This window comes from Nocardia carnea (assembly GCF_029868325.1).
Lineage (GTDB): Bacteria > Actinomycetota > Actinomycetes > Mycobacteriales > Mycobacteriaceae > Nocardia > Nocardia carnea_C.
Genome location: NZ_JARWNW010000217.1, coordinates 1 through 26,354 on the forward strand (window position 1 = coordinate 1; position 26,354 = coordinate 26,354).

The 26,354-nt window shown below is 69.1% G+C and carries 20 protein-coding genes; 11 read left to right on the forward strand and 9 right to left on the reverse strand.

Annotation, left to right across the window (positions count from 1 at the left end; all coding sequences use genetic code 11):
- A partial coding sequence (locus tag QH196_RS18195) for a MerR family DNA-binding transcriptional regulator (protein ID WP_280416997.1) occupies positions 1-295 on the reverse strand: 295 nt, incomplete at its 3' end.
- Positions 296-357: 62 nt separating this feature from the next.
- Here QH196_RS18195 and QH196_RS18200 point away from each other — a divergent pair.
- Positions 358-819, forward strand: coding sequence for a DUF6194 family protein (locus QH196_RS18200; protein ID WP_280416998.1), 462 nt, complete (start codon positions 358-360; stop codon positions 817-819).
- Between the two features lie 307 nt (positions 820-1,126).
- Here QH196_RS18200 and QH196_RS18205 read toward each other — a convergent pair whose 3' ends face one another.
- Complete coding sequence (locus tag QH196_RS18205) at positions 1,127-2,884, reverse strand: DEAD/DEAH box helicase (RefSeq protein ID WP_280416999.1); 1,758 nt, start codon at positions 2,882-2,884, stop codon at positions 1,127-1,129.
- Positions 2,885-3,058: 174 nt separating this feature from the next.
- Between QH196_RS18205 and QH196_RS18210 the strand changes: the two genes are divergently transcribed.
- On the forward strand, positions 3,059-4,138 hold the full coding sequence (locus QH196_RS18210; RefSeq protein ID WP_280417000.1) for a YihY/virulence factor BrkB family protein: 1,080 nt from the start codon (positions 3,059-3,061) through the stop codon (positions 4,136-4,138).
- Between the two features lie 8 nt (positions 4,139-4,146).
- Here the strand turns inward: QH196_RS18210 and QH196_RS18215 are convergent, their stop codons facing one another.
- Entirely contained in the window at positions 4,147-4,383 is a 237-nt protein-coding gene (locus tag QH196_RS18215; RefSeq protein WP_280417001.1) for a DUF3039 domain-containing protein, read from the reverse strand.
- A 245-nt stretch (positions 4,384-4,628) separates the two neighbouring features.
- Between QH196_RS18215 and QH196_RS18220 the strand changes: the two genes are divergently transcribed.
- The 3 genes from QH196_RS18220 (at position 4,629) to QH196_RS18230 (ending at position 7,626) form a co-directional block, all read left to right on the forward strand.
- Complete coding sequence (locus QH196_RS18220; protein WP_280417014.1) at positions 4,629-4,919, forward strand: DUF3099 domain-containing protein; 291 nt, start codon at positions 4,629-4,631, stop codon at positions 4,917-4,919.
- Positions 4,920-4,961: 42 nt separating this feature from the next.
- Positions 4,962-6,479: a DUF7059 domain-containing protein gene (locus QH196_RS18225; protein ID WP_280417002.1), complete on the forward strand. Its 1,518-nt coding sequence runs from the start codon at positions 4,962-4,964 to the stop codon at positions 6,477-6,479.
- 178 nt (positions 6,480-6,657) lie between these two features.
- The gene (locus QH196_RS18230; protein ID WP_033241495.1) at positions 6,658-7,626 is read left to right on the forward strand and encodes a sigma-70 family RNA polymerase sigma factor; all 969 of its coding nucleotides are present in this window, start codon (positions 6,658-6,660) and stop codon (positions 7,624-7,626) included.
- Between the two features lie 236 nt (positions 7,627-7,862).
- On the opposite strand, the gene QH196_RS18235 is transcribed toward QH196_RS18230, so the two are convergent.
- Positions 7,863-10,568 carry a bifunctional GNAT family N-acetyltransferase/acetate--CoA ligase family protein gene (locus QH196_RS18235; protein ID WP_280417003.1) on the reverse strand — a complete coding sequence of 902 codons (2,706 nt, stop codon included), beginning with the start codon at positions 10,566-10,568 and terminating at the stop codon, positions 7,863-7,865.
- Entirely contained in the window at positions 10,561-11,826 is a 1,266-nt protein-coding gene (locus QH196_RS18240) for an acetoin utilization protein AcuC (RefSeq protein WP_280417004.1), read from the reverse strand. The genes QH196_RS18235 and QH196_RS18240 overlap by 8 nt, the downstream gene beginning before the upstream one ends.
- Positions 11,827-12,009: 183 nt before the next feature.
- On the opposite strand from QH196_RS18240, the gene QH196_RS18245 reads away from it, so the two are divergent.
- Together QH196_RS18245 and galE are read left to right on the forward strand one after the other, a co-directional pair.
- Positions 12,010-12,696: a metal-dependent transcriptional regulator gene (locus tag QH196_RS18245; RefSeq protein ID WP_280417005.1), complete on the forward strand. Its 687-nt coding sequence runs from the start codon at positions 12,010-12,012 to the stop codon at positions 12,694-12,696.
- A 3-nt stretch (positions 12,697-12,699) separates the two neighbouring features.
- Positions 12,700-13,680, forward strand: a complete 981-nt coding sequence (gene galE, locus QH196_RS18250) for a UDP-glucose 4-epimerase GalE (RefSeq protein WP_280417006.1) — start codon at positions 12,700-12,702, stop codon at positions 13,678-13,680.
- Between the two features lie 11 nt (positions 13,681-13,691).
- On the opposite strand, the gene QH196_RS18255 is transcribed toward galE, so the two are convergent.
- Entirely contained in the window at positions 13,692-15,038 is a 1,347-nt protein-coding gene (locus tag QH196_RS18255) for a DUF4192 domain-containing protein (RefSeq protein WP_280417007.1), read from the reverse strand.
- Positions 15,039-15,451: 413 nt separating this feature from the next.
- On the opposite strand from QH196_RS18255, the gene QH196_RS18260 reads away from it, so the two are divergent.
- The 3 genes from QH196_RS18260 (at position 15,452) to speD (ending at position 19,384) form a co-directional block, all read left to right on the forward strand.
- Positions 15,452-16,387, forward strand: a complete 936-nt coding sequence (locus tag QH196_RS18260) for a PAC2 family protein (protein WP_280417008.1) — start codon at positions 15,452-15,454, stop codon at positions 16,385-16,387.
- A gap of 93 nt (positions 16,388-16,480) precedes the next feature.
- Positions 16,481-18,955, forward strand: coding sequence for a DEAD/DEAH box helicase (locus QH196_RS18265; RefSeq protein WP_432279509.1), 2,475 nt, complete (start codon positions 16,481-16,483; stop codon positions 18,953-18,955).
- Positions 18,956-18,988: 33 nt separating this feature from the next.
- Entirely contained in the window at positions 18,989-19,384 is a 396-nt protein-coding gene (gene speD, locus QH196_RS18270; protein WP_280417010.1) for an adenosylmethionine decarboxylase, read from the forward strand.
- Positions 19,385-19,694: 310 nt separating this feature from the next.
- On the opposite strand, the gene QH196_RS18275 is transcribed toward speD, so the two are convergent.
- Positions 19,695-20,309 carry a DUF5134 domain-containing protein gene (locus QH196_RS18275; RefSeq protein ID WP_280417011.1) on the reverse strand — a complete coding sequence of 205 codons (615 nt, stop codon included), beginning with the start codon at positions 20,307-20,309 and terminating at the stop codon, positions 19,695-19,697.
- Between the two features lie 244 nt (positions 20,310-20,553).
- On the opposite strand from QH196_RS18275, the gene hrpA reads away from it, so the two are divergent.
- On the forward strand, positions 20,554-24,804 hold the full coding sequence (gene hrpA / locus QH196_RS18280; RefSeq protein ID WP_280417012.1) for an ATP-dependent RNA helicase HrpA: 4,251 nt from the start codon (positions 20,554-20,556) through the stop codon (positions 24,802-24,804).
- A gap of 440 nt (positions 24,805-25,244) precedes the next feature.
- On the opposite strand, the gene nrdR is transcribed toward hrpA, so the two are convergent.
- Together nrdR and QH196_RS18290 are read right to left on the reverse strand one after the other, a co-directional pair.
- A complete protein-coding gene (nrdR, locus tag QH196_RS18285; RefSeq protein ID WP_280417015.1) occupies positions 25,245-25,712 on the reverse strand; it encodes a transcriptional regulator NrdR in 468 nt (155 codons plus the stop codon).
- 202 nt (positions 25,713-25,914) lie between these two features.
- Positions 25,915-26,256, reverse strand: coding sequence for a hypothetical protein (locus tag QH196_RS18290; RefSeq protein ID WP_280417013.1), 342 nt, complete (start codon positions 26,254-26,256; stop codon positions 25,915-25,917).
- Between the last annotated feature and the right edge of the window lie 98 nt (positions 26,257-26,354).

A 26,354-nucleotide genomic window follows, 5' to 3' on the forward strand; every position in this document is an offset into this window, starting at 1 on the left:
CGCGGTCGAGCGGGGCGTGCGCGGTTTCGAGCAGCGCTAACACCCGCCGGCTATCTCCGTTGTGCACCGCGCGCAGGTTTTTTTTCGCCGAGGCCGGATCGGTCCCGGCGGCCAGCGCGCGATATGCGCGCGCCGACCGGATATGGATATCGCCGTACGCCCGGTACCCGTTCGCGGTCCGGGCCGCCGGGGGCAGCGCACCGTCGCGCTCCAGGTTGCGCACCTGCTGAACGGAGTATCCGGTGCGGCGTGCGACCTCAGCGGTGCGCAGACCTGCGGAGTTGCGAGTTTGCACGTCACCACCTGACATACTCGGGTCCAAGTCTCCACAAGCACTTCAATGTAACGCTTGAACTCATGACCATCGACGAGATCATCGGATACCTCACCACACTCGACGGCGTCCTGACGCTGCGGCCGGGCCCCGGCGACGGCTCCCCCGAAATCGCGTGGGGCGATACCTTCTTCTACTACGCGCCGGACGGCGAGGTACCGGCCCGGACCCAGCCGTTCGCCACCATCGTGACCAAGAACTATCCGGGCGACGAGCAATCACAGCTCGACCGCCCGGGCAGTTTCCGCCTGAATATCAGCGCCGGGCCGGAGGCCTTCCGCGAGTGGACCGGCCACGCGCCCCGCGACGCGAATGCTGTCGCGGACGACCCGAGCGCTCGTGACACCGTGATCGCACATCCCGTGTATGCAACCGCGGGCTGGCTGGCGGTCGTCGATCCGGGGCAACGTACCTCCGCGGCGGTTCGGGAACTGCTCGCGACCGCGCACGGCCGCGCCCGCTCACGCATGGAAAAGATACGGTAGGCAACCGCGCCCGATCCGGTTCCGCCGGCGGTGGGCACCCGGACCGCCCGTTACAACGTCCATATCGGCCGGTACTCGGGGCACGGTCGCCGGCCCTGCCCCGACGACCCGGTGCCCCGAATGTCTCCGAGCCCGGTACCGGGTTGCGCGTTCGCACCGATACCGACCGTGACGACGGCCCCCGAGATGCCGCGCCCAGCCCCTTCCGTCGAGGAACGCGACTGCGGCGACGGTTTCGTCGCCGGCATCGTAACGCCCGAGCGGCGCGGTGGAAGCCCGGCCGACCGGAGGAACCCGTGCCGGCGGATCACATCCGGCGCAGCGCGACGATACGTTCGGTCAGCTGATCTGCCGTGGCGAGGGCCGTGGGCGGGCCACCGCACTGGCGGCGCAGTTCGCCATGGATCACCCCATGCGGTTTACCCGTGCGGTGGTGGTGCATCGCGACCAGGCTGTTCAGTTCGCGGCGCAGTTCACCCAATTTGTCGGCAGTTGCCACCCGCTCGGCAGCATTACCGGCACCGGCATTACCCGCTGGGCCGGGAACCGGTGTGGTGGGAACCGGCTCGGGCTTGGACCGTTCGGCGACCTGACGCGCCTGACGTTCCCGCAGCAGTGCGCGCATCTGCTCGGCATCGAGCAGGCCCGGGATACCCAGATAATCCGCCTCTTCGGCACTACCGGAGAACGTTGCCGTGCCGAACGAGGACCCGTCGTAGATGACCTGATCGAGTTCGGCGTCGGCGGCCAGCGGCACGAACCGTTTCTCTTCCTCACCCGGTTCGTCGCGCTGCTTGTTCGCCTCGGTCAGCAGTTCGTCGTCGAGACCGTCCTTCTCCCGATGCGGCTTCCCGATCACATGGTCGCGCTGCACCTCGAGCTGTGCGGCCAGGTCCAGCAGAACCGGGACCGAGGGGAGGAACACACTGGCCGTCTCACCGCTGCGGCGGGCACGCACGAAACGGCCGATGGCCTGCGCGAAATACAAAGGCGTAGAGGCGCTGGTGGCGTACACCCCGACCGCCAGCCGCGGGACGTCCACGCCTTCGGACACCATGCGCACCGCGACCATCCACGGCTGGTTACCGTTGGCGAACTCACCGATCCGAGCCGAGGACGTCGGATCGTCGGACAGCACCAGTACAGGCTTGTTACCCGTGAGATGTTCCAGGAGTTCGGCATACAACCGGGCGCGTTCCTGGTCGGAGGCGATCACCAGACCGCCCGCATCGGACATACCGCCTTCGCGCAGTTGCGCGAGCCGCATATCTGCGGCGCGCAGGACGGCGTAGATCCAGTCGCCGGCGGGGTCGAGTGCGGTACGCCAGGCCCGGGCGGTCTGCTCCGCGTTCAGCGGTTCACCGAGCCGGGCCGTGTACTCCTCGCCCGCGCTGTCACGCCAATGCGCCTCACCCGAATACGCGAGGAAGACCACCGGGCGCACGACACCGTCGGCCAGTGCCTCCGAATAGCCGTAGGAATGGTCCGCCCGTGACCGCGGCAGCCCGGCTTCGTCGGGTTCGTAGGTGACGAACGGAATCTGGCTGTCGTCGCTGCGGAACGGGGTACCGGTGAGCGCCAGCCGCCGAGTGGCATCGCCGAAGGCCTCGGCCACCGCATCGCCCCAGCTCTTGGCGTCACCGGCGTGATGGATCTCGTCCAGGATCACCAAGGTGCGGCGGTTCTCCGTGCGCACCCGATGCTTGAACGGATGTGCCGCCACCTGGGCGTAGGTGACGACCACACCGTGATAGTCCCCCGACGTGCCGCCCGTCGTATTGGAGAAGTTCGAATCCAGCGCGATCCCCGAACGCGCCGCCGAGGCGGCCCACTGGTGTTTGAGATGTTCGGTCGGCGCGACCACGGTGATCTGGTCCACCGTTCGATCGGCCAGCAGTTCGGCGGCCACCCGCAGCGCGAACGTGGTCTTACCGGCGCCGGGGGTGGCGACGGCAAGGAAATCACGGGGTTTGGTGGCCAGATAACGGGTCAGGGCGCGCCGCTGCCAGGCACGCAGGGATGCGCCCGGAACTGCCGTCGCCGTGGCGCCGCTCGTATCGGTCACGGAGACAAACACTAGCGGCCGCCGCCGCGATGGTGCCAAACCGGCGCGGCCGCCGCGATGGGTGTCACACCTCGATCGCGCCGCGCCGGTAACCGGTGATTCACCTGCCGAGCGCCGACACGTTCGCCATGCGCCACGCCACCGGGTGCACCGGTAGGAGATGCTGGACTGACCATGCACAGCTACGGAAACGGATACGGGAGCCCGCGCCGGGATACCTCGTGGCTGCGGCATGCCCTGGTCCAGACCCGGCGGCTGATCGTCCGGGTGGCGGTGAAGTCCTGGAACGATTCGATCTTCGCCAAATCCGCCGCGGCGGCATTCTGGCAGACGTTATCGCTGGTACCGCTGTTGTTCGGACTGCTGGGCGGCCTGGGATACGTCAGCGGCCTGTTCGGACCGGATACCGTCGAGATCGTCGAATCGAAAATCCTGACCTTCAGCCGTGATCTCTTCAACCCCAGCGTTGTCACCGATCTCATCGAGCCGACCGTCCGCGATGTCCTCGGCCAGGGACGCGCGGCCTTCGTCTCGGTCGGCTTCGTACTTTCGCTCTGGGCGGGCTCGTCGGCCATGGCGACCTTCGTCGACGCCATCGTGGAAGCACACGGCCAGCAGGACGCGCGCCACCCGGTCTGGCAGCGCATCTTCGCCCTGCTGCTGTACGTGCAGTTCCTGATCGCGGCGGTGTTCATCCTGCCGCTGGTCGCGCTGGGGCCGGTACTGATCGGCCGGATCCTGCCCGATGCCTGGCGTGAACCGGGGCTGCGGCTGATCGATTCCTTCTACTACCCCGCAGTGGGGCTACTGCTCATCGTCGGCCTGGCCACGCTCTACAAATTCGCCCTGCACAGTTCACTGCCGTACCACCGGCTGTTCTGGGGCGCGCTGCTCGCCGGGGTGTTCTTCATGGCGGCCAGTGAAGTGCTGCGCCGCTATCTGACGCTGGTCACCCGCACCGGCGTCACCTACGGCGCGCTGGCCACCCCGATCGCGTTCCTGCTGTTCACGTTCTTCCTCGGTTTCGCGGTGATCCTCGGCGCCGAGTTCAATGCCGCCGTCCAGGAGTTCTGGCCGGCGCGGGCGACCCGGATCGAACAGTTCAAAGCCTGGCTGGCCCAACGACGCGATACACCGCCCGGCGAGGACCGGGAGCCGCCGGAACCGGGCGCGCACCGGATCCCACCGCACCACCGCGAGCACACACAAGACAGCGGCGCCGGTGGCACACCGGCGCGATCGACCCTGCGCTGATACGGCGCTCAGTCGCCCTTACGCAGCTGGTCGTAGACCTTCTTGCATTCGGGGCACACCGGTGAGCCGGGCTTCGCCGAACGCGTGACCGGGAAGACTTCGCCGCACAGCGCGACCACCATCGTGCCCATCACGGCACTTTCGGCGATCCGGTCCTTCTTCACGTAGTGGAAGAACTTCGGGGTGTCGTCACCGGTGGTTTCGTCGGTGGTCGTATCGGGGCGAACCAGAGTATCGGTACTCACGCACTCCATGATGCCGTACCGCGCGGCGGCCTTCACGCGCCGCCGGGTACCCACCGGGGTTACGTCCACGGCGCGGTAGTGCAAGACTCGAAGGTATGCAGCAGCACGGCGAAGACTCCGGGCGCGGCTCGGAGCACATCGACGCCGGTGCGAGCGGTCTCGGTGAAAACATCGGCGCACCGCGGCCGGCCCGTCCCCCCCGTTCGTCCGGATACTTTCCCGGTGACGACGCGAAACACGCGGCCCTGATCACCGAGGCGGCGCCTTCCTTCCAAGACCAGCATCGCGCGCGGGTACGCCGCTACACGATCATCATGGCGTTCCGGATTCCCGCCCTGATCCTGGCCGGTATCTCCTACTCCGTCTTCGGGAACGCCCTGATCGCGATCCTGATCATGGCGGCATCTGTCCCCCTGCCGTGGGTCGCGGTGCTCATCGCCAACGATCGCCCGCCCCGGGACAAGAACGAACCCAGCCGCTGGGATCAGCCACGCACCGCGCTCGAGGAACGCCGCCACAACGCGATCGACGGATAGCGGGCTACCGGCAGCACCGCACGCGGGTGGCAGAGTACACCTGTGCCCATTCACAGATCGACTGCCGCCTCACCGCTGACCGCATTGTGCCCGGACCTGCGCGCGGCGCTGATCCGGGTGGGTTACGACGCCGACACTCTGCTCGACGTCCTGGGCCCGGAGGTGCACAGCGCACTCGGTCGCGGTGAGCCGGTCCCCGTGCGGCGCGTCGCCCGCGCCGCGGGTGATCTGGGCACGCTGGTGCGGCTGTTGCTCCTGGGCGATGCGGTCCCGGAAACCGACGTTGCCGCGGCACTGGCGCCGGTCGCGGTGGCCGATGCCGTCGCGGCCGGCCTCCTGTCCGCCGAGGGCAACCTGGTGCGCGCGGCCCTCGATCTGCGCCCGCTCGATACCGGTGCGGGTAATCGCTGGGTCCTGTCGGATCTCGACGATTCGATGCACCGCCGGACGCTGACCGAGGACCATGTACTCGGCGTCGGTCACGCCTCGCTGTCGTTGCTGCGGGCGACCCCGACCGCTCCCGTCGGTTCGGTGCTGGACCTCGGCACCGGCTGCGGTGTCCAAGCGATACACGCCGCCGGCTACGCCCGTTCGGTGACCGCCACCGATATCAATCCGCGCGCCCTGTGGCTGGCCGAAGCGACCGCCGCGCTGAACGAACTCGACGTCGAACTCCTCCCCGGATCGTGGTTCGAGCCGGTGGCCGGGCGCACGTTCGACCAGGTGGTCGCCAATCCCCCGTTCGTCGTCGGTCCCGCCCGGATCGAGCACACCTACCGGGATTCCGGGCTCGCCCTCGACGGGGCGAGCGAACTGGTGCTCTCCCGCATCCCGGACCTGCTCGCGCCCGGCGGGACGGCGGCCGTCCTCGCCGCCTGGGTACACAACGAGGACGAGGACTGGCGGCAGCGTGTTTCCGGGTGGCTGCCCGAATACGGCATCGACGCCTGGGTCGTCCAGCGCGATATCGCCGATCCCGCCCTCTACGTCGGCACCTGGTTGCGCGATGCCGGCCTGGATCCGCGGAGTCCGGCGGCCCAGGAACGGGCCGAGGAATGGCTCACCGCCCTCGACGGGGCCGGCGTCACCGGAATCGGGTTCGGGTTCGTCTACCTGCGAGCATTCGACGGACCGACCGAGGTGCTGGCCGAAGATCTGACTCACGGTTTCGAGGACCCGCTCGGCGCGGAGGCACTCGCCCATTTCGAACGGTCGGCCTGGTTGCGTGCTGTGGCAGCGGACCCGGCCAGCGCCTGGAACGCCCGCTACCGGGTGGATCCGGCGACCGCGCTGGAACGGGTCTACCTGCCCGGCGACGACGGCTGGGATCAGCGGGTGACCCGGTTGCACCGCGGCGACGGTCCACGCTGGCAACACGAAGTCGACGAAACCACGGTCTCCCTGCTGGCGGGAATGCGATCGGACGGTCTGCCGTTGTACGAACTGATCGAACTGCTGGCATTGTCCCAGGGATCCGACGAGGTGGACCCGGAATTCGCCGCGGCGGCGCTGGGGGTGGTCACGGGCTTGGTGCGGCACGGACTGGTGCACCCGGTCTAGACGCTCACCCTGCGGCGGTGGCCGTTCCCGGTGTCCCGGTCTGTTCTGTTCTCAGGAACTTCTCAGAACGCAACGCTGAAAACCGCAGTTCAGAGCGGTTTATCCGCGCCCGGCGAGGGAACTTTCCCTATGTCGGGTCCGTTGTTCGGAGTGAGACACCACCGACAGGAGGCAAGTCATGACAAGCCCCGCCACCACTCGTGTGCGCCCCAGTGATATGGACCTCGACGCTCAGAGCCCCGCCGCCGACCTGGTACGCGTGTACCTGAACGGGATCGGACGGACCGCGCTGCTCACCGCCGCCGACGAAGTGGAACTGGCCAAGCGCATCGAGGCGGGTCTCTATGCCCAGCACCTGCTGGAGACCGGCAAGCGTTTGTCGGCGACCCGCAAGCGTGATCTGGCGATCGTCGTCCGGGAGGGCCAAGCCGCACGGTCGCACCTGCTGGAAGCCAACCTGAGGCTGGTCGTCTCGCTCGCGAAGCGGTACACGGGCCGCGGGATGCCGCTCCTGGACCTGATCCAGGAGGGCAATCTCGGCCTGATCCGCGCGATGGAGAAATTCGACTACGCCAAGGGCTTCAAGTTCTCGACCTATGCCACCTGGTGGATCCGCCAGGCCATCACTCGCGGTATGGCCGATCAGAGCCGCACCATCCGGCTCCCGGTTCATCTCGTGGAGCAGGTCAACAAGCTCGCCCGGATCAAGCGCGAACTGCATCAGCAGCTCGGCCGGGAGGCCACCGACGCGGAACTGGCCGCCGAATCGGGTATCGCGGTGGAGAAGATCTCCGATCTACTCGACCACAGCCGCGATCCGGTGAGCCTGGATATGCCGGTCGGCAACGACGAGGAAGCCCCGCTGGGTGATTTCATCGAGGATTCCGAGGCGACATCGGCCGAAAGCGCCGTAATCGCCGGCCTGCTGCACCACGATGTCCGCAGCGTGCTGAACACCCTCGACGAACGCGAACAGCAGGTCATCCGGTTGCGGTTCGGCTTGGATGACGGGCAGCCACGCACTCTCGATCAGATCGGAAAACTGTTCGGTCTGTCCCGTGAGCGGGTCCGCCAGATAGAGCGCGAGGTCATGTCGAAACTCCGCAAGGGCGAACGAGCCGACCGGTTGCGCGCCTACGCCAGCTGAGCGCCGAATACCCCAGAAAAGCACCGATGACCGGCCTCCTCGGCCGGTCATCGGTCGTTCGGCGAGACGATCGGCCGCATCCGGCAGCGCCGAGAGACCGCACGCAGCAAGCCCGGTGAAGTGCAGGTATCCCGCAGATATCGCGCCCGATTCGTGCCGGAACGCGATCTGCGCACCGGCCCCACACCTGCCGCGGCACCGGGACTGCTGGCGACCGCCGCGGCCGGTACCCGCCTTCAGCCCAGGCGCCGGGGGCCGGTGTCGAAACGGCTGGGCTGCGGGCCGATGCGGGCGCGGGCGTACAGGATCGCGGCCGACTCCGGACTGGCCAATACCGGCTCGCAGGACAGTTCCCGCATTTCGGGGAGATCGTCGAACAGGGCCGATATACGCCGGGTCAGGTCGATCAGAGCGGCCTTGTCGACCCTGGGGCTGGCCGGGGTGCCGTTCAGCAACGGCGCGGCCCGGGGGGCGTCGATCAGGGCGGCGGCCTCCTCCGCGGACAGTGGTAGCGCGCGATAGGCCCGGTCACCCAGAAGTTCGATAATCGGTCCCGAGAGCCCGAATTCGATGACCGAGCCGAACGCCGGATCGTCCTGTACGCGCAGCACGCAGCCGACACCTTTGGGTGCCATGCGCTGGATATGCAGGAGCGGATCGCCGCACAACTCCACCAGATCACGGTAGGCCTGGCGTACCGCCTCGGGCCGCCACAAATCCAAACGCACCCAGCTCATATCGGGCCGCCGCCGCCAGCTCTCGTTCGTCGCCTTCGCGGCCACCGGATACCCGAGCTCCGCGGCCGCGGCCACCGCCGAATCGGCATCGCGGACCGCGCGGAAGTCGACGACGGAGATTCCGTAGCAGGCAAGTAGCGCGACGGTCTCGTCATCGGCCAGCCGGCGGCCGCCACCCGAATCGCTCATCCAGCCGGCCATCAAGGCGACCGCTCGTTCGCTGTCGATCCCGGCCGGGCGGTACTGTTCGGCTTCCGGCCGGGCGGTGCCGTCGTGTCCCGGCGTGACCGGACGATCACGCCAGCGGGCATATCGCTGTACCCGCGCCAGTGCCCGCACCGCACGCGCCGGATCCGGAAACGACGGGATGGAGCCGCGGATCGCCGCCGCACCGGGACCGCGTACCGCGAGCAGCTCGGGAATACCGTCCCCGCTGGCGAACGTGGTGAGTACCGGCTTATCACCGGATACGGTGGCCACCGCGGTGCGGATGGCTTCCGCATAACCGGTCTGCGGCAAGGGGATCGGCGGCGCGAAAATAACGATCACCGCATCGGTTTCGTCCGACCGCAGCGCCGCGGTCACGGCGGTGAGGTAATCCTCGGGCATGGCCTGCGGCCCGAGATCCACCGGTTCCGCGGCACTCAGGCCCTCGCTACGTGCGGCGTCGGCGGTGAGCCAGTTGAGGGCCGTGCTGTTTCCGACGATCGCCGGGCGTGGACCGCGCGGTAGCGGCTGATAGCCCAGCAGCGCCGCACAGTCGAACATTTCCGAGATCGACTCGGCCTGAACGACACCCGACTGTGCGAACAGATCGCGGACGATCGCGCGGTCCAGTTCCCCGCCCGAATCCCCGCGCGCCGCCAGCCGGCTCGGGCTCACGGCCACGATCGGTTTGTTCCGCGCGACCCGGCGGGCGATCCGGGAGAACTTCCGCGGGTTACCGAAACTCTCCAGGTACAGCAGGATCACATCGGTATCGGGATCGGTATCCCAGTACTGCAGGAGATCGTTACCGGAGACGTCGGCGCGATTGCCGGCGGAGACGAAGGTGGACAGGCCCAGATTCCGGGTGGCCGCCTCGGCCAGGATCGCTACCCCCAAAGGGCCCGACTGGCAGAAGAACCCGATTCGCCCGCGACCGGGTAACACCGTGGCCAGCGTCGCGTTGAGGCCGATCGCGGGGTCGGTATTGGCGATCCCGAGGGCGCTGGGGCCGACCACCCGCATCCCGTGGCCGCGGGCGGCCGCGACCAGTTCCGCTTCGGGTCCGCGGCCCTGCTCCCCCGTTTCACTGAATCCGGCCGACAACACGAGCAGACCCTTGACGCCTTTGGCCATACAGTCGTCGAGCACCGAACCGATCTCGGCGGCAGGTACCGCCACCACCGCCAGATCCACCTCGTCGGGGATATCGCGCACCGTGGCATAGGCGTGCACTCCCCGGACCGAACGACGGCCGGGATTCACCGGATACACCGCACCGTGGTACGAGCCGTCGAGCAGGTTCGCGAGAACCACCCCGCCGACCCGTCCCGTACTGGGGGTGGCACCGATCACCGCCACCGAGCGCGGCGCGAGCAGGTTGCCGACACTGCGGGCCTCCGAGGCCCGCTCGCGCGCATCCCGGACCGAACGCAGCGCCTCGGTGGGATCGATGGCGAACTCGAGGTGCAGTACCGACCCGTCGCGGCTGCGTTCCACCTGGTAACCGGCCTCCCGGAAGACGGTGACCATCACCGTGTTCTCCGCCAGCACCTCCGCGACGAAGGTTTCGATCCCGTTCTCCGCCGCCGCCCCCGCCAGATGCTCCAGCAGGATCGAACCGAGGCCGCGGCCCTGATGGCCGTCCGCCACGACGAACGCGACCTCCGCGGAACGCTTCCCCGAGCGGTCGAGCAGTTCGTAGCGGCCCACGGCGATGATCGAATCCCCCAGGACGACGACCAGACCTACCCGGTCCCGATAGTCCACGTGGGTGGTGCGGTACAGATCCTTCGGGGAGATCCGCGGGTAGGGCCCGAAATAACGCAGGTACCGGGTGCGTTCGGAGAGCGCGGTATGGAACCGCTGCAGTTCGTCGGCGTCCGCAGGGGTGATCGGGCGTAACCGCACCACACCACCGTCGGAGGCCAGGACGTCGGCGTGCCAGTGCTGCGGCGCGGGGGCCGGGTCGTCGGGAACGGTATCGGCCGATTCAGTCACGCGGGTCCTCCGGATCCAGGCCGAGCGGGCCGAAGCACGCACGGCGGGTGGCGAGGACGGCGGTATCGACCGCACGCTGTGCGCGGTCGATCCGGGCATCCCCGGTTTCCGCGGTCCCCCCCGGACCGTCCCAGTGCTGGAACGCGATGTCCACCCCGTCGCCCATCGTGCGGGGCGGCGATATCCGCGGCCTTTCGGTGTGCACGAGATCGATCCAATCCTGCGGTATCGCGGTCGCCGGGTCCACCGGGCGGTCCAGCGCGAGAGCCAGCAGCTGGGTCCACGCCCGCGGCACCACCCGCACCAGGCCGTAGCCGCCACCGCCGACCGCGAGCCAGCGCCCCTCGGCGTACCGGTCGGCCAGGTCCCGCATAGCGGCGAAGGCCGCCACCTGGCCCTCGATACCGAGGTCGAGATCGGCCAGCGGATCCTCCCGGTGGGTGTCGACTCCGCACTGGCTGACGATCAGCTGCGGCCGGAACGCCGCGATCGCGCCGGGGACGACCGCATGGAAGGCGCGCAACCATTGCGGGTCGCGGGTGCCCGGTAGCAGCGGCAGGTTGATGGCGGTGCCGTCGCCGGACCCGCTGCCCGTTTCCTCCGGCCACCCCGTATTCGGCCACAGGGTCGCGGGGTGCTGGTGGATCGAAAGGGTGAGTACGCGCGGATCCCGGTAGAACGCATGCTGGACGCCGTCCCCGTGGTGGACGTCCACATCGATGTAGGCGATTCGGTCGAAACCGTGGTCGAGCAGCCAGGAGATCGCCACGGCGACGTCGTTGTACACGCAGAAGCCGGCCGCCCGCGCCGGCATGGCATGGTGCATCCCGCCGCCGATGCTCACCGCGCGCCGGGTGGTTCCGTCCGCGATCGCCCGGGCCGCGGCCAAGGTGCCGCCCACGATCACCGACGAGGCCTCGTGCATCCGGGGAAAGACCGGGTTGTCGGTCGAGCCGAGGCCGTAGGGCGGGTCCACCGGTTCCGCGCCGGGTACCGCCGCGGGTACGGCGCGGCGGACCGCCTCGATGTAGTCCCCGGTGTGCACCCGGAGCAGCTCGCCGGTATCGGCCGCGGCCGGCTCCAGCGTTTCGATACCGTCCAGCACGCCGAGCGCCTGCGCCAGCGCCATGGTGTAGCGCAACCGGGCCGGTTTCATCGGATGCTCAGGGGTCCAGGAGTACTCGAGGAACCGGTCGGTCCACACGACGGTCGCCGCCTGCGGGTCGCCGCATGCTGCCTGCGGTGCTGAAGTGGCCATGATCGCAACCGTATCGGGAAGGGCGGAACCCCATCCGACGTTGTCATGCAGTAGAAATACATGTATGTGCGACAGCGGCGCCGAACCGCGCGCCGCCGGTATTCCCATCGCGTCACGCGACCCGCTCCGTCCGACCGGGGTCGCTGGTGCGCAGGTAGAATTCGTGCCGACGAAGGGGCAACAGTGAAGGATCTGGTCGACACCACGGAGATGTATCTCCGTACCATCTACGACCTCGAGGAGGAGGGCGTAGTACCCCTGCGCGCCCGGATCGCGGAGCGCCTCGAGCAGAGCGGGCCGACGGTGAGTCAGACCGTGGCGCGAATGGAGCGCGACGGGCTGCTCCTGGTCGCGGGCGACCGGCATCTCGAGCTGACCGACAAGGGCCGCAGCATGGCGGTCGCCGTGATGCGCAAACACCGGCTGGCCGAACGACTGCTGGTCGATATCATCGGCCTGGACTGGCAGAACGTGCACGCCGAGGCCTGCCGCTGGGAACATGTGATGAGCGAGGACGTCGAGCGGCGGCTGGTCGAGGTGCTCAACCATCCCACCACCTCGCCGTACGGCAATCCCATCCCCGGGCTGGACGAACTCGGTCTCAATGCCACCGATCTGCTTGAGGAACCGCTCAAGCGGCTCTCCGAGCTGCCGCAGGGCCGGACGCATGCCGTGGTGGTGCGGCGGCTGGCCGAACATATCCAGACCGATCCCGAGGTGATCGGCCGTTTGCGGGAGGCCGGTGTCGTACCCGATGCACGCGTTACGGTCGAGAGCAAACCGGGGGCCGTGGTGATCACCGTTCCGGGGCACGGGGGTTTCGAACTTCCCGACGAAATGGCCCACGCCGTCCAGGTGAAGCTGGTCTGATCGATGGAACTCCTGGTCACCGGCGGTGCCGGTTATGTGGGTGGGGTATGCGCGCTCGTCCTGCGCGAACAGGGACACGATGTGGTCGTCGTGGACGATCTGTCGACCGGTAACGCGGACGGCGTACCGGCGGGCGTCGAATTCGTCGAAGGCGATGTGGCCGAGGTAGCGCCGGATCTGCTGCGTACCCGGCGCTTCGACGGGGTTCTGCATTTCGCGGCGCAATCGCTGGTCGGTGAATCGGTGCAGCAGCCGGAGAAATACTGGCACGGCAATGTGGTGAAAACCCTCACGCTGCTCGAGGCCATCCGGGAGACCGGAACTCCGCGGCTGGTGTTCTCCTCGACCGCGGCGGTGTACGGCGAACCGGAGCAGGTTCCGATCACCGAGGACGCGCCCGCCCGGCCCACCAACCCCTATGGTGCGTCCAAACTGGCCATCGATCATGCGATCACGTCGTATTCGGTGGCGCACGGCCTGGCCGCCACCAGTCTGCGCTATTTCAATGTCGCCGGCGCCTACGGCGGCCTCGGCGAGAACCGGATGGTGGAAACCCATCTGATTCCGCTGGTGTTGCAGGTCGCGGCGGGGCATCGGGATTCCATCTCGGTATTCGGTACCGATTGGCCCACGCCGGACGGGACCGCGGTACGCGATTACATCCATATTCTGGATCTGGCGCAGGCGCATCTGCTGGCTCTGGAAACCGCTACCGCGGGCACCCACCGGGTGTTCAATCTCGGCAGCGGCACCGGGTTCTCGGTACGCGAGGTGATTTCGGCGTGCCGGCGGGTCACCGGCCATCCGATCACCGCGGTCGACGCGCCCCGCCGCGCGGGCGACCCGGCGGTGCTCATCGCCTCCAGCCGGCGGGCGGTCGACGAACTCGGCTGGCAACCCGAGCACAACGATCTCGACGAGATCGTCTCCGCCGCGTGGGACTACCTCCAGAGCCTCGGCTCCCGCGCGCACAGCGCCCGCTGACCCCGGTCCGTTCACCACTGCGCGGCATCCATATCCACGCCGAGGGTGGCGGCACAGTCCTTACCGCACCGCGCCAGGTCGCGGAGGCGCTCCGGGCGCATCCCGGCCTCCAGCGCGGTGTGCAGCAGGGTGGCCATGGAATGGTGCGGGTCCGCGTCGAGAGCAGCGTCCAAGGCGATCCCGGCGAACGGGCCGTCGCCGCGGACATAGGCGAAATAGCCCAGCAGCATGGCGGTTTCGGCCCGGTCGGTGCCTTCGAGCGCGCGCGCCAGCCGGGCCCACACCTGCTCGGCCGCTTCGGCGTGCGCGGTTGCGGCGAGTGCGAACATGCAGTCGCGCAGTTCCCGGTCACGTAGTGCCACCGCGATATCGGCGAGTTCGCGGGCAGCGAGATCGGCACCGGATTCGGTGTTCGCAAGCAGCCAGAGCACGGTGACGAGTTCGCCACGCAGGAATCCGATCGGATCCGCACGCCGGGCGGCCGCGGCGTACCGGTCCTTGGCCCGGGCCCGGGCCGCACCCAGCTCGGCCGAAACTTCGGCGCGCAATGCCGGATCCGGCGCGACCAGTGCGGTGAGTTCGTCTCGGCACCGCCGGATCGGCCGGCCGTCCAGGACTCGATTCAGCGTCACCCGGGAGGCCACCGGATCGGCGATCATACCGCGCCGGCCCGGATCGGTGAGACTCCACCAGGGCCGGCCGCGACCGATCGAGTGGGCCGCCCATACGGCCCGCACCGGGACGGCAGCCGCCGCCATCCGGCGCTCCAATGCGGTGAGGACCGGAATCGGTTGCGGTAGTGACCCTTCCGGATCCGGCAATCCCTCGTCGACCAGGACGACGAGCACCCCCACCACACCCGGCCGGCCACATACCCGCGAGGCCGCCGCGGCGACGGTGCCCTCATCGGACGGCCGCCCGGTGGCGGGCTGCCGGAGATCGAACCGGATGACGAGATCGATGACGGCGCTGTCGGGGGCGTCGGCCGCGGCACACAGCACGGCAAGCACCAGCGAACGTTCGGGCCGGAATCCGAGCATGGCGGGAATCGCCGCGATCAGATCACCCGGATCGTCGAGCCGTGCCGGACCGGGCCGGGTGAGCCGATCGTATTCGCCGGTCGCTCCCTCGGCGCAGCGGAGCAGCGCCGAGCCGGCCGGTTTGCCACCGGCCCGGGCCGGTGGCGCGCCGGGCGCGGCAGCGACCGGTGCGGACACCCGGGCGGTCAGTGCCCGGGCAGTCGGGCAACGGCCACCGGTGCCCGTTCCGGTGGCCGCCCGGCCCGTGGGACCCGGATCACCGGGGGCGGAGAGCGCGTCGGCGGGGGACTGTGAGATGGGGGTCGCTGCGGGTGTCATGGACCGATCATGCGGCGGACGTTCTCCCAGCTCACCGTCGTGAGCTGGGACGATGCCGGGAACAGCTAAGTCTGTGGATAACTTCGGGCTGTGCATGGATTCACCCTTCCGGCGGCCGGGTATACGGCCGCCGGAAACCACCGGATCGAAAGCGGGTACATACGCGCGAGGGCTGTGCCACACTCCCTTCGTTCACCGGCCGCGCACCACCCCTACCGGCATCGAGGCCGCTCGAGGCCGGGAATTCACCGGCGGCGGCCGCTGTTGTCACCGCAGAGAGCCGATGCACGGCCCCGTGTGGCCGTTCATCGTCATGGGGGACAATGAAGTGTGATTCGCGGCTCGCGGCGCGGCAGCGGACACAGCAGTTGCCCGACCGGCCCGCCGACGGATCGCGCAGGAAGGAGTACGCGATGGACTACGAGTCGCGAATGTACGAACTGGAGTTCCCCGCTCCGCAGCTGTCCTCCGACGACGGCTCCGGGCCGGTTCTGGTGCACGGCCTCGAGGGTTACTCCGACGCCGGGCACGCCGTCCGGCTCGCGACGACCCATCTGCGGGAAAGCCTGGAAAGCGAACTGGTCGCGTCGTTCGATGTCGACGAGCTGCTCGACTACCGGTCGCGGCGACCGTTGATGACCTTCAAAACGGATCATTTCGCCGACTACGCCGAACCCGAACTGAATTTGTGGGCCGTACGCGATACCGCGGGCACGCCGTTCCTGCTCCTCGCCGGGATGGAACCCGACCTGCGCTGGGAGAAGTTCACCACCGCGGTGCGGCTGCTGGCCGAACAGCTCGGAGTGAGCCGCAGTATCGGTCTCAGCGCCATCCCGATGGCGATTCCGCATACCCGTCCGCTGGGTGTGACGGCACATTCCTCGAACCGCGATCTCATCCCGGACAATCAGCGCTGGCCCGGTGAGCTGCAGGTTCCGGCCAGCGCCTCCACCCTGCTGGAGTACCGGATGGCCCAGCACGGCCACGAATCGCTGGGCTTCTCCGTGCACGTTCCGCACTATCTGGCGCAGACGTCCTACCCGGAGGCCGCGCAGACCCTGCTCGAACATCTCGGCGAGAATTCCGGTCTGCAATTCCCGCTGGCGGCCCTCGGGGAGGCGGCGGCGCGGGTGCGCGAACAGGTCAACGAACATATCGCCGGCAACGCCGAGGTGGAGACGGTCGTCCAGGCGCTGGAGCGCCAGTACGACACCTTCGTCACCGCCCAGGAACGCCAGTCCAGTCTGCTGGTCGGTGAGGGCGAACTGCCCAGCGGGGAGGAACTGGGGGCCGAGTTCGAACGCTTCCTCGCCGAACAGGGTGGCTACTCCGACGACGAGCAGAACTGAGCGACGCGATCACCGGCACGCGGCCACCGTGCCGGTGACCGGGACCGGGCACGACGTAGGGTGTCCCGGGTGGATCTGACCGAACTGCTGGAGATACCGGGAACCGACGCCGACGCGTTGTACGAGTCGTTCGCGATATGGGCAGCCGATCAGGGCACACCGCTGTATCCGGCGCAGGACGAGGCGCTGATGGAGCTGGCCTCCGGCTCCCATGTCATCCTGTCCACCCCGACCGGTTCGGGGAAATCACTGGTCGCGGTCGGCGCGCACCTGTTCGCCCTGGCGGGGAGCCGGCGTACGTATTACACCGCCCCCATCAAAGCGCTGGTGAGCGAGAAATTCTTCGCGCTGTGCGAGGTGTTCGGCGCCGAACGGGTCGGCATGGTGACCGGCGATGCGGCGGTCAACCCGACCGCACCGATCATCTGCGCCACCGCCGAAATCCTGGCCAACCTCGCGTTGCGCGAAGGCGCGAGCGCCGATATCGGCCAGGTGGTGATGGACGAGTTCCACTTCTACGCCGACCCCGACCGGGGCTGGGCCTGGCAGGTACCGCTGCTCGAGCTACCGCATGCACAGTTCCTGCTGATGTCCGCAACGCTCGGCGAGGTCGATTTCTTCGCGACCGACCTCGAACGGCGCACCGGCCGTAGTGCCGCGGTGGTGGCCGGTACCGAACGCCCGGTGCCGCTGAACTTCTCCTACGCCCGCACACCGATCACCGAAACCCTCACCGAACTGGTGACCACCCATCAGGCGCCGGTCTATGTCGTCCACTTCACCCAGGCCGCCGCGCTGGAGCGGGCGCAGGCGCTGACCAGCGCCAACTTCTCCAGCCGGGCCGAGAAGGATGCGATCGCCGAGGCGCTCGGCGAGTTCCGGTTCTCCTCCGGCTTCGGGCGGACCCTGTCACGGCTGATCCGGCACGGGATCGGCGTGCACCATGCGGGGATGCTGCCCAAGTACCGGCGGCTCGTCGAACGCCTCGCGCAGGACGGACTGCTGAAAGTCGTCTGCGGTACCGACACGCTGGGAGTGGGCATCAACGTGCCCATCCGCACGGTATTGCTGACCGGGCTCACCAAATTCGACGGTGTCCGGACCCGGCGGCTCAAGGCCCGTGAATTCCACCAGATCGCCGGCCGCGCCGGGCGGGCCGGTTACGACACGATGGGCACCGTGGTGGTGCAGGCGCCCGAGCACGAGGTCGAGAACGCCAGGCTACTGGCGAAGGCGGGTAACGATCCGAAGAAGATGCGTAAGGTGCAGCGCCGCAAACCGCCCGAGGGTTTCGTGTCGTGGAGCGAGGAAACCTTCCAACGCCTGGTCGCCGCCGCGCCCGAACCGATGGTGTCGCGGTTCGCGGTGACCAACGCCATGCTGCTGAACGTGATCGCGCGCCCGGGCAACTGTTTCGAGGCGATGCGCCATCTGCTGGAGGACAATCACGAGCCGCGGCCGGCGCAGCGGCGGCATATTCTGCGGGCCGTGCGGTTGTATCGGGCACTGCGTGACGCCGGGGTGGTGCAACAGCTGCCGGAACCGGACGAGCAGGGCCGTTACGCCCGTCTCACCGTGGATCTGCAGCGCGATTTCGCGTTGGATCAGCCGCTGTCGCCGTTCGCCCTGGCGGCGTTCGAACTTCTCGACCGGGGTTCGCCGAGTTATGCGCTGGATATGGTGTCGCTGGTCGAGGCCACGCTCGAGGATCCGCGCCAGCTGCTGATGGCCCAGCAGCACAAGGCCCGCGGCGAGGCCGTGGCCGAGATGAAGGCCGAAGGGATCGACTACGACGAGCGGATGGAACTGCTCGAGGAGATCACCTGGCCGAAACCGCTGGTGGAACTGATCGAGGCAGCCTACGAGACCTACCGGGCCGGTCACCCCTGGCTCTCGGAGTTCGCGCCTTCTCCGAAATCGGTGGTCCGCGATATGGTCGAGCGGGCGATGACCTTCACCGAGCTGATCTCCTATTACGAGCTGGCCCGGTCGGAAGGTGTTGTCCTGCGGTATCTCGCCGACGCCTACCGGGCGCTACGGCGCACGGTGCCGGAGGCGGCCCGGACCGAGGAATTGGACGATCTCACCGAATGGCTGGGTGAACTCGTACGCCAGGTGGATTCGAGCCTGCTCGACGAATGGGAGCAGCTGACGGGCGCCGGCGCCGAAACCGATGCCGAACAGCTCGCGTTCGGCGCCGAAACCGTCCGCCCCATCACGGCCAACGAACGCGCCTTCAAGGTGATGGTGCGCAACGCGATGTTCCGCCGGGTCGAATTGGCGGCCCGCCGCCGCTGGGCCGAGCTGGCGGATCTGTCCCCGGGCCCGGACTGGGCGGCCGATCTCGAACCCTATTTCGCCGAATACGACGCGATCGGCACGGGCCCGGACGCCCGCGGCCCGCAGCTGTTCCGGATCGAGACCCGCCCCGGTTTCTGGCAGGTACGGCAGATCATCGACGACCCGGCCGGCGATCACGGCTGGGCGGTGCTCGCCACCGTGGACCTGGCTGAATCCGATGCCGCGGGTGATGTGGTGTTCGACGAGGTCACGGTGGTATCCGGGTGAGCACCGAGAACGAATGAGCGAGGTCGAGGGGTCGTGACGGCGGAGTTCACCGGCCGGCATGTGCTGGCCGAGTTCGGCGGGGTCGACAGTGCGCTGTGCGACGATCTGGATGGGCTCAGGGCGGCCCTGCACGCGGCGCTGACCACCGCGGGCGTCACCATCTGCGAGATGGTGAGCAAGCAGTTCGAACCGCACGGGGTCACCGTGCTGGCGTTGCTGGCCGAATCACACGCTTCCCTGCATACGTATCCGGAGACCGGTGACATCTTCGTCGATGTCTTCACCTGCGGGACCTCCGCCGACAGCGCCGAAGCCGTCGCCGAGCATCTGCGCACCGCACTGGCACCGCGCCGGGTCCGGATCTCGACGGTGCGGCGCGGCCGAGCGCCGGCGTCCGACAGCGGTGGGGCCGGAATTCTCGGCAGTTGACTCGCCGTCCGCCACGCCCGTCCCGTCGCATATCCCTGCGCGCCCAGAACTACCGGCGGCCGCGTCGATCGGGCCTGGTTCGGCCGTAGCCGGCGGAAGTGGCCGGCCGGCTTTGCCTTGCCGGGCGCCGGTGGCAGGCTCCGGCCCAGGACCGGTTCACCGAGTGCGCGGCCCGCTCCAGCCGACGGCGCCCGGGTGGATCCGGCAGTCCGTCGCCGCTGCCCTGGCCACGATCGAGCAGCGGCGAGCCGGCGCCCGGACGCTGCACGGGCAGGTCGCAACCGGCCGAGGAGGACAGCGCGGGGATTACTCACCGGAACGCGGTGGCGGCCAGCATGTAGGCCATCCCGAGATCCATGATCACGTGCGGTAGTACCCCGAGCGGCAATCCGCTTCCCGGCGCGGCGGGATGTGCGGCCCACCAGAGACGACCTCCACGTAGCGCAGCCATGGCCACCGCGACGGCATCGGCCAGGAACAACAGCGCGAGGGCGGTTACCGGTACAACCCCCGGCCCGCCGCCGTGCCCACCGGCGGAATGACCCGACATGGTCGCCAGCATCACACCGGCCGCGAGGAGGTGATAACCGAGCGCACCCGCCTGTCCCGGGCGGGGCGAGGGGGTCCGCACCATCCGGGCCACCGCGAGCAGGCCGAAGACCAGCGTCATCGCGAGCAGTACACCGTGCAGAGCGTGGGCGTGTACCCGATCGGGTAACAGCACCATGACCGACATCACGGCGCACATCAGGAGATGCGCCGCATCGGATTCGTGGTCACTGTCCGCGCTTCCGCAGCCCGTGCCGACGCGATCCCGCTGCCCCGCCCGCGGCGTCACCCGGGCCAGCACCACCGCGGCCGCGACGGTGAAGGCGAGCGCGGCACCTATCCGTACCGCCATCTGGTCGAGTCCGAATTCAGCCATGCCGCACAGCCTTTCGCGATGGACGCACCATCGGACATGGTCGCACGACATCCCCGGCCAGAGCACGGCTTCCATCGGAACGGAACCGACCGACATGTCGCACCTCCGCTCGGCTGCCGTCCGCCCGATGTTCCCCGATACGTGCGTCGCACGGTGGCGCAGCCCGTCCGGCCGTCGTTCACGTGGCGCCCCGCCGCGACCGCCGCCGGTGGCCGCCCGGGGTTTCGTTACGCTGGTTGTCGCAATGACCAGGACTGCCGTCACTCACCGGGAGCTTCGTACCCGGTTGGCCTCACTCACCCTCCGCGACGAACACCGGCTGCGCAAACAGCTCGACCGGGTACGCGGCGGGGACCTCACCCGGATCGAATCCGAGATCGGTGCCGCCGAACAACGCGTCGCCGCCCGGCGCACGGCGCTACCCGCGATCACCTATCCGGAGCAACTCCCGGTGACGGCGCGGCGCGCCGATATCGCCGCCGCCATCGCCGCCAACCAGGTGGTGGTCGTCGCCGGGGAGACCGGGTCCGGTAAGACCACGCAGATCCCGAAGATCTGCCTCGAACTGGGCCGGGGTATCCGCGGCGCGATCGGGCATACCCAGCCGCGCCGGCTGGCGGCCCGTACGGTCGCGGAGCGGATCGCCACGGAGCTGGACACCGAACTGGGTGACGCGGTCGGCTATACGGTGCGGTTCACCGATCAGGCGGCCGAGCACACCCTGGTCAAACTGATGACCGACGGAATCCTGCTGGCGGAGATCCAGCGCGACCGCATGCTGTGGGCCTACGACACGATCATCATCGACGAGGCCCACGAGCGCAGCCTCAATATCGACTTCCTGCTCGGTTATCTGAAGCAGCTGCTGCCGCGCCGGCCGGATCTGAAGATCATCATCACGTCGGCCACCATCGACCCGGAGCTGTTCGCGCGGCATTTCGCGGACGAGGCGGGTGATCCGGCACCGATCGTCGAGGTGTCGGGCCGGTCGTATCCCGTCGAGGTCCGGTACCGTCCGCTGGCGCTGCCGGTCGCGGCCGATACCGACGACGACGAGGACCGGGCGGTGGATCGCGACCCGGTCGATGCCATCTGCGATGCCGTGGTCGAACTGTTCGCCGAAGGCGACGGTGATGTGCTGGTCTTCCTGTCCGGCGAACGGGAGATCCGTGATACCGCCGACGCCCTCACCGATCTGAAACTCCCCCGCACCGAGATCCTGCCGCTGTATGCGCGGCTGTCGGCAGCCGAACAGCATCGCGTCTTCGCACCGCATACCGGGCGCCGGGTGGTGCTGGCGACGAATGTCGCCGAGACCTCGTTGACCGTTCCGGGGATCCGCTACGTCGTCGACCCCGGCACCGCGCGGATCTCCCGGTACTCGATGCGGACCAAGGTGCAGCGGCTGCCGATCGAACCGATTTCCCAGGCCTCGGCGCGGCAGCGGTCGGGTCGCTGTGGCCGGGTGGCCGACGGTATCTGTATCCGCCTGTACTCCGAGGACGATTTCGACGCGCGCCCGGCGTTCACGGATCCGGAGATCCTGCGCACCAATCTCGCCGCGGTCATTCTGCAGATGACTTCGCTCGGCCTCGGCGATATCGAACGATTCCCGTTCGTCGAGGCGCCGGACAGCAGGGCGGTCCGCGACGGTGTCGCACTGCTCGAGGAACTCGGCGCCCTGGTCGGCCGGACAGCGGAACCGCGGACGGCCGGCTCGCCGGACCCGCGCGCCGGCGACGGCTCGGGCTCCACCGACCGATCGGGCGCCGATATTCGGTCCACCGCCGAGCCCGCCGCACCGGAGGAACCGGCCGGGTCCGCCGGCCCGGAAGCGGACTCCACGACCTCCCGGCAGGGTCGGCGCCACACACGTCCGGGTGGCCAGGCATCGGGGCATACACTCACCGCGACCGGGCGGGAGATGGCCCGGCTGCCGGTGGATCCCCGGATGGGACGCATGCTCGTCGAGGCGCACCGCACCGGCTGCCTGGCCGATGTGCTGGTGATCGTGGCCGCGCTGTCGATCCAGGATGTCCGCGAACGGCCGGCCGATCAGCAGCAGGCCGCCGATACCGCACACGCCCGGTTCAGTGTGCCGAACTCGGATTTCCTGGCGTATCTGCGGCTGTGGGAGTACCTCAACGGTCAGCGACAGACGCTGTCGGCGAACCGGTTCCGGCGGATGTGCCGGGAGGAGTTCCTGCACTATCTGCGGATCCGGGAGTGGCAGGATCTCCACGGCCAGTTGCGCACCATCACCAAGGGCATGGGCTGGTCCCTGCACAACGGCTCGGCCGAAAACTCCGACCGGGCCACCGATTCCCGGCGACGGGGCCGTCACACCAGGAAACCGCAGCGCACAGCGGGCGGCCGCGATACCGGTCATCCCCTTCCGACCGGCCCGCGGCCGCTCGACGAGATGACACCCGATACCGATCCCTGGGATTCGACGTCGATCCATCAGGCGCTGCTGTCGGGCATGCTGTCGCATATCGGTGTCCGCGAGGCCGAATCCCGGGAGTTCCTGGGTGCGCGCAATGCCAAGTTCATGATCTTCCCGGGTTCCGGGCTGGCCAAGAAACCGCCGCGCTGGGTGATGGCGGCGGAACTGGTGGAAACCTCCCGGCTGTGGGGGCGGATGGCGGCCCGGATCGAACCCGAGTGGGCCGAACGGCTCGCCGGGGATCTGGTGAAACGCCACTATTCCGAACCGCATTGGTCGTCGCGGCGCGGCACCGCCCGCGCCTACGAACGCGTAACGCTCTACGGGGTTCCGCTGGTCGCCGGGCGGCTCGTCGATTACGGCCGGATCGACCCGGAAACCACCCGGGAGCTGTTTCTGCGCCATGCCCTGGTCCAGGGCGAATGGCAGACCCGGCACGAGTTCTTCCACCGCAACCGCGCCCTGCTCGACGATATCGCCGATCTGGAGCACCGGGCCCGGCGCCGCGATATCCTCGTCGACGACGAGGTGCTGTTCGATTTCTACGATCAGCGGATACCGGCCGATATCGTGTCGGTCCGGCATTTCGACACGTGGTGGAAAGCCGCCCGGCGCAGCGACCCGCACCAACTCGATTTCACCACCGACGCCGTGGTCAACGAGGGCGCCGACCGACTGGACCCGGCCGCTTTCCCGGACACCTGGCGTCAGGGCGAACTCTCGTTCCCGCTCACCTACCAGTTCGAGCCGGGCCAGGCCGACGACGGTGTGACGGTGCGGATTCCGGTCGCGCAGCTGGCCCATGTCCGCGCGGTCGGCTTCGACTGGCTTGTGCCCGGGATGCGGGCGGAGCTGGCCGCGGCGCTCATCAAGACACTGCCCAAGCAGTTGCGGCGGACGGTGGTGCCCGCCCCGGATTTCGCCGGCGCCGCGCTGTCCGCGCTCACTGCCCGCGCCGAACCGTTGCGCACCGGATTGGCGCGCGAGCTCACCCGGCTGGCGGGTATCCCCATCGCCCCGGCCGATCTGAACCCCGCCGCGCTCCCCGACCATCTGCGCATGACCTTCGCCGCCGTCGACACCGAGGGCCGGGTCCTGGATACCAGCAAAAGCCTGGCCGAGCTCAGAACCCGGCTGTCCGACCAGGTTTCGGCATCGGTGGCGGCGGCAACGGCCGGAGCCGAACGGGCCGCTGCCATGGTGTGGACATCGGAATCGCTGGGCGTCCTGCCCGCGACGGTGCGCCGGGAGGTCGCCGGTCAGCCGGTCACCGGCTATCCCGCGCTGGTACCGGAAACGGGCGGTGTCGCGGTCCGGGTGCTCAAAACACCGGGCGAACAGGCCCGGGCCATGCGTGCCGGAACGCGGGCACTGGTGCTGGCCGCGATCCCGACATCCACCCGGGCGGTGACCGCCGGCCTGTCACCGGCGGACCGGTTGGTACTGAGCCAGAATCCGTACGGGTCGGTCGAGGCCCTGGTGGAGGATTGCCGCGCGGCGGCCGCCGATCAGCTCATCACCGCCGCCGGCGGACCCGTCCGCGACCCGGAGCGGTTCGACCGACTCGTGGCGGGGATCCGGCCGAAGTTCAACGACGTGGTGGCCCGGCTGATCCGCCTGGTGGTCCCGGTACTCGCCGCGGCGCACGAGGTTTCGGCCGCCCTGCCGAGGGTCCGGGAATCCGATATCGCCGACGATGTGCGAGAGCAGCTGACGGAACTGGTTTTCGACGGTTTCGTTTCGGAGTGGGGTCCGGCACGGTTGCGGGAACTGCCCCGCTACCTCCGGGGCGCCGCCGCCCGGCTCGAGGCGCTGCCCGGTTCGGCCGACCGCGACCGCCGGGCCATGGCGGAACTGGATGCTGCGGCCGCCGTCTACGATCGCCTGATCGCCGGTTCACCGGAATCGCGGCGCCGGTCACCCGCGGTTACCGAGGTCTGGTGGATGCTCCAGGAACTACGGGTGAGTCTGTTCGCGCAAAAACTGGGGACGCCGTATCCGGTATCGGTCAAACGGATACAGAAGGCAGCAGACGCCGCCCGACGCTGAGGCAAGCACCGCCGCGGCCGAGACGACGACGAACACACCGTTCACCCGTCGGCGCCCGGCCGATGCGCACGGCACATCGCCGATCGATCGACCTGGGACCGGTTCCCGCGCCCACGGCATGCGGTGGGCGGTGCCGGGCCGGGGTCATGGTCCACGGACCGGTCGACTCGCACGAGTTCTGTCCATCGCCGAACGGGTCCGGCATCGGCGGCCACCATGACCACTGTGCCGCCACGCTTTTCGCTACGGGACCGAAGGCCTGAACGGGACTCCGGCGAATGCCGATACGGCGGAGATCCCGCCGGGCCGGACCGGTGGGACCGCACTCCTGGATGGACAGCCGTGGCGCGGCAGATGCGCTGACGGGAACGAGAGAGCGCGCCGGTCGAAGCCGAGCCGGTCACCGGCGCGCACCGGACCGGCCGCCCGGCGGCACCGGATCAGTCGTTCGCGGCGACCGCCGCACGCGCCCGGCGTATCTCCCGTATCTCGCGTTCGAAATCCTCGGCCGAGGTGAACGATCGATACACCGAGGCGAAGCGCAGATACGCCACCTCGTCCAGTTCGCGTAGCGGCCCGAGTATCGCCAGCCCGACCTCATGGCTCGGCACCTCGGGCGAACCCTTGGCCCGGACGGCGTCCTCGACTTGCTGGGCCAGCAGATTGAGCGCGTCGTCGTCGACCTCGCGTCCCTGACAGGCACGGCGCACACCGCGAATAACCTTCTCGCGGCTGAAGGGTTCGGTGACTCCGCTGCGTTTGACCACGGAGAGAATCGCCGTTTCCACGGTGGTGAAGCGGCGACCGCATTCCGGGCATGCGCGTCTGCGGCGAATGGCGGCGCCCTCGTCGGCCAGTCGCGAGTCGACGACCCGGGAGTCGGGGTGTCGGCAGTACGGGCAGTGCATCCGGGGTCCTTCGTCGCTGCGAACGCTCGCGGCCGAACCGGCGGCGGTCGCGGGTCCGGCGAGCGCTGGCACCGGGTGGCTGCCCGGTACCGGGAGGGCCGGCGCCAGGCACCGGCTCATCTGCATAACACATCGAGGATACCGGCACGGGGTGTGCCGCGCTCTCTCTCACCCCGGGACGGCGCGCGGACGGGTGCACGACCTACCGGACACCGGCCGCGCCACCGGGCGCCGCAGGCAACGCCACGGCCGGAATTCCGGGCAGTTCCGGGGCCGGTGGCGGCTCAGGGGCACGCAGATGGGCAAGTGCCAGGAAGCCTGCCACCACCGCGGCGGTGAGCAGGGCCGTCACCGCCGTCGCCGCGAATCCGGCACGGGCACGCTGGACGAGTTCGGCGGGTTCCGGCGCGCCGGCCCGGCCCCGGGGGCCGGGTTCGGGCCGCAGGGCGGCGGGCGCGCGACCACCGGGCCGCGCCCCCGGCCGCGCGGCCGCGGCGCCGCGCCGGGGCGTGGCGGCGGGGGGGGGGGCCCCCCCCCGGGGCACGCCCCCCCCCGGGCGGGGCCGACCCCGGGCGGACCGGCGACAACCCCCGTCCCGATATCCGCCAACGCCGGATCGCGCTGGGCCCTGTCGTGGTGTTC

What these genes read in the sequence shown, in the direction of transcription:
- QH196_RS18200 (WP_280416998.1), top strand. Translation starts at nt 358, where the DNA reads ATGACCATCGACGAGATCATCGGATACCTCACCACACTCGACGGCGTC.
- QH196_RS18210 (WP_280417000.1), top strand. Translation starts at nt 3,059, where the DNA reads ATGCACAGCTACGGAAACGGATACGGGAGCCCGCGCCGGGATACCTCG.
- QH196_RS18230 (WP_033241495.1), top strand. Translation starts at nt 6,658, where the DNA reads ATGACAAGCCCCGCCACCACTCGTGTGCGCCCCAGTGATATGGACCTC.
- QH196_RS18240 (WP_280417004.1), bottom strand. Translation starts at nt 11,826, where the DNA reads ATGGCCACTTCAGCACCGCAGGCAGCATGCGGCGACCCGCAGGCGGCG.
- galE (WP_280417006.1), top strand. Translation starts at nt 12,700, where the DNA reads ATGGAACTCCTGGTCACCGGCGGTGCCGGTTATGTGGGTGGGGTATGC.
- QH196_RS18255 (WP_280417007.1), bottom strand. Translation starts at nt 15,038, where the DNA reads ATGACACCCGCAGCGACCCCCATCTCACAGTCCCCCGCCGACGCGCTC.
- QH196_RS18260 (WP_280417008.1), top strand. Translation starts at nt 15,452, where the DNA reads ATGGACTACGAGTCGCGAATGTACGAACTGGAGTTCCCCGCTCCGCAG.
- QH196_RS18275 (WP_280417011.1), bottom strand. Translation starts at nt 20,309, where the DNA reads ATGGCTGAATTCGGACTCGACCAGATGGCGGTACGGATAGGTGCCGCG.
- hrpA (WP_280417012.1), top strand. Translation starts at nt 20,554, where the DNA reads ATGACCAGGACTGCCGTCACTCACCGGGAGCTTCGTACCCGGTTGGCC.
- nrdR (WP_280417015.1), bottom strand. Translation starts at nt 25,712, where the DNA reads ATGCACTGCCCGTACTGCCGACACCCCGACTCCCGGGTCGTCGACTCG.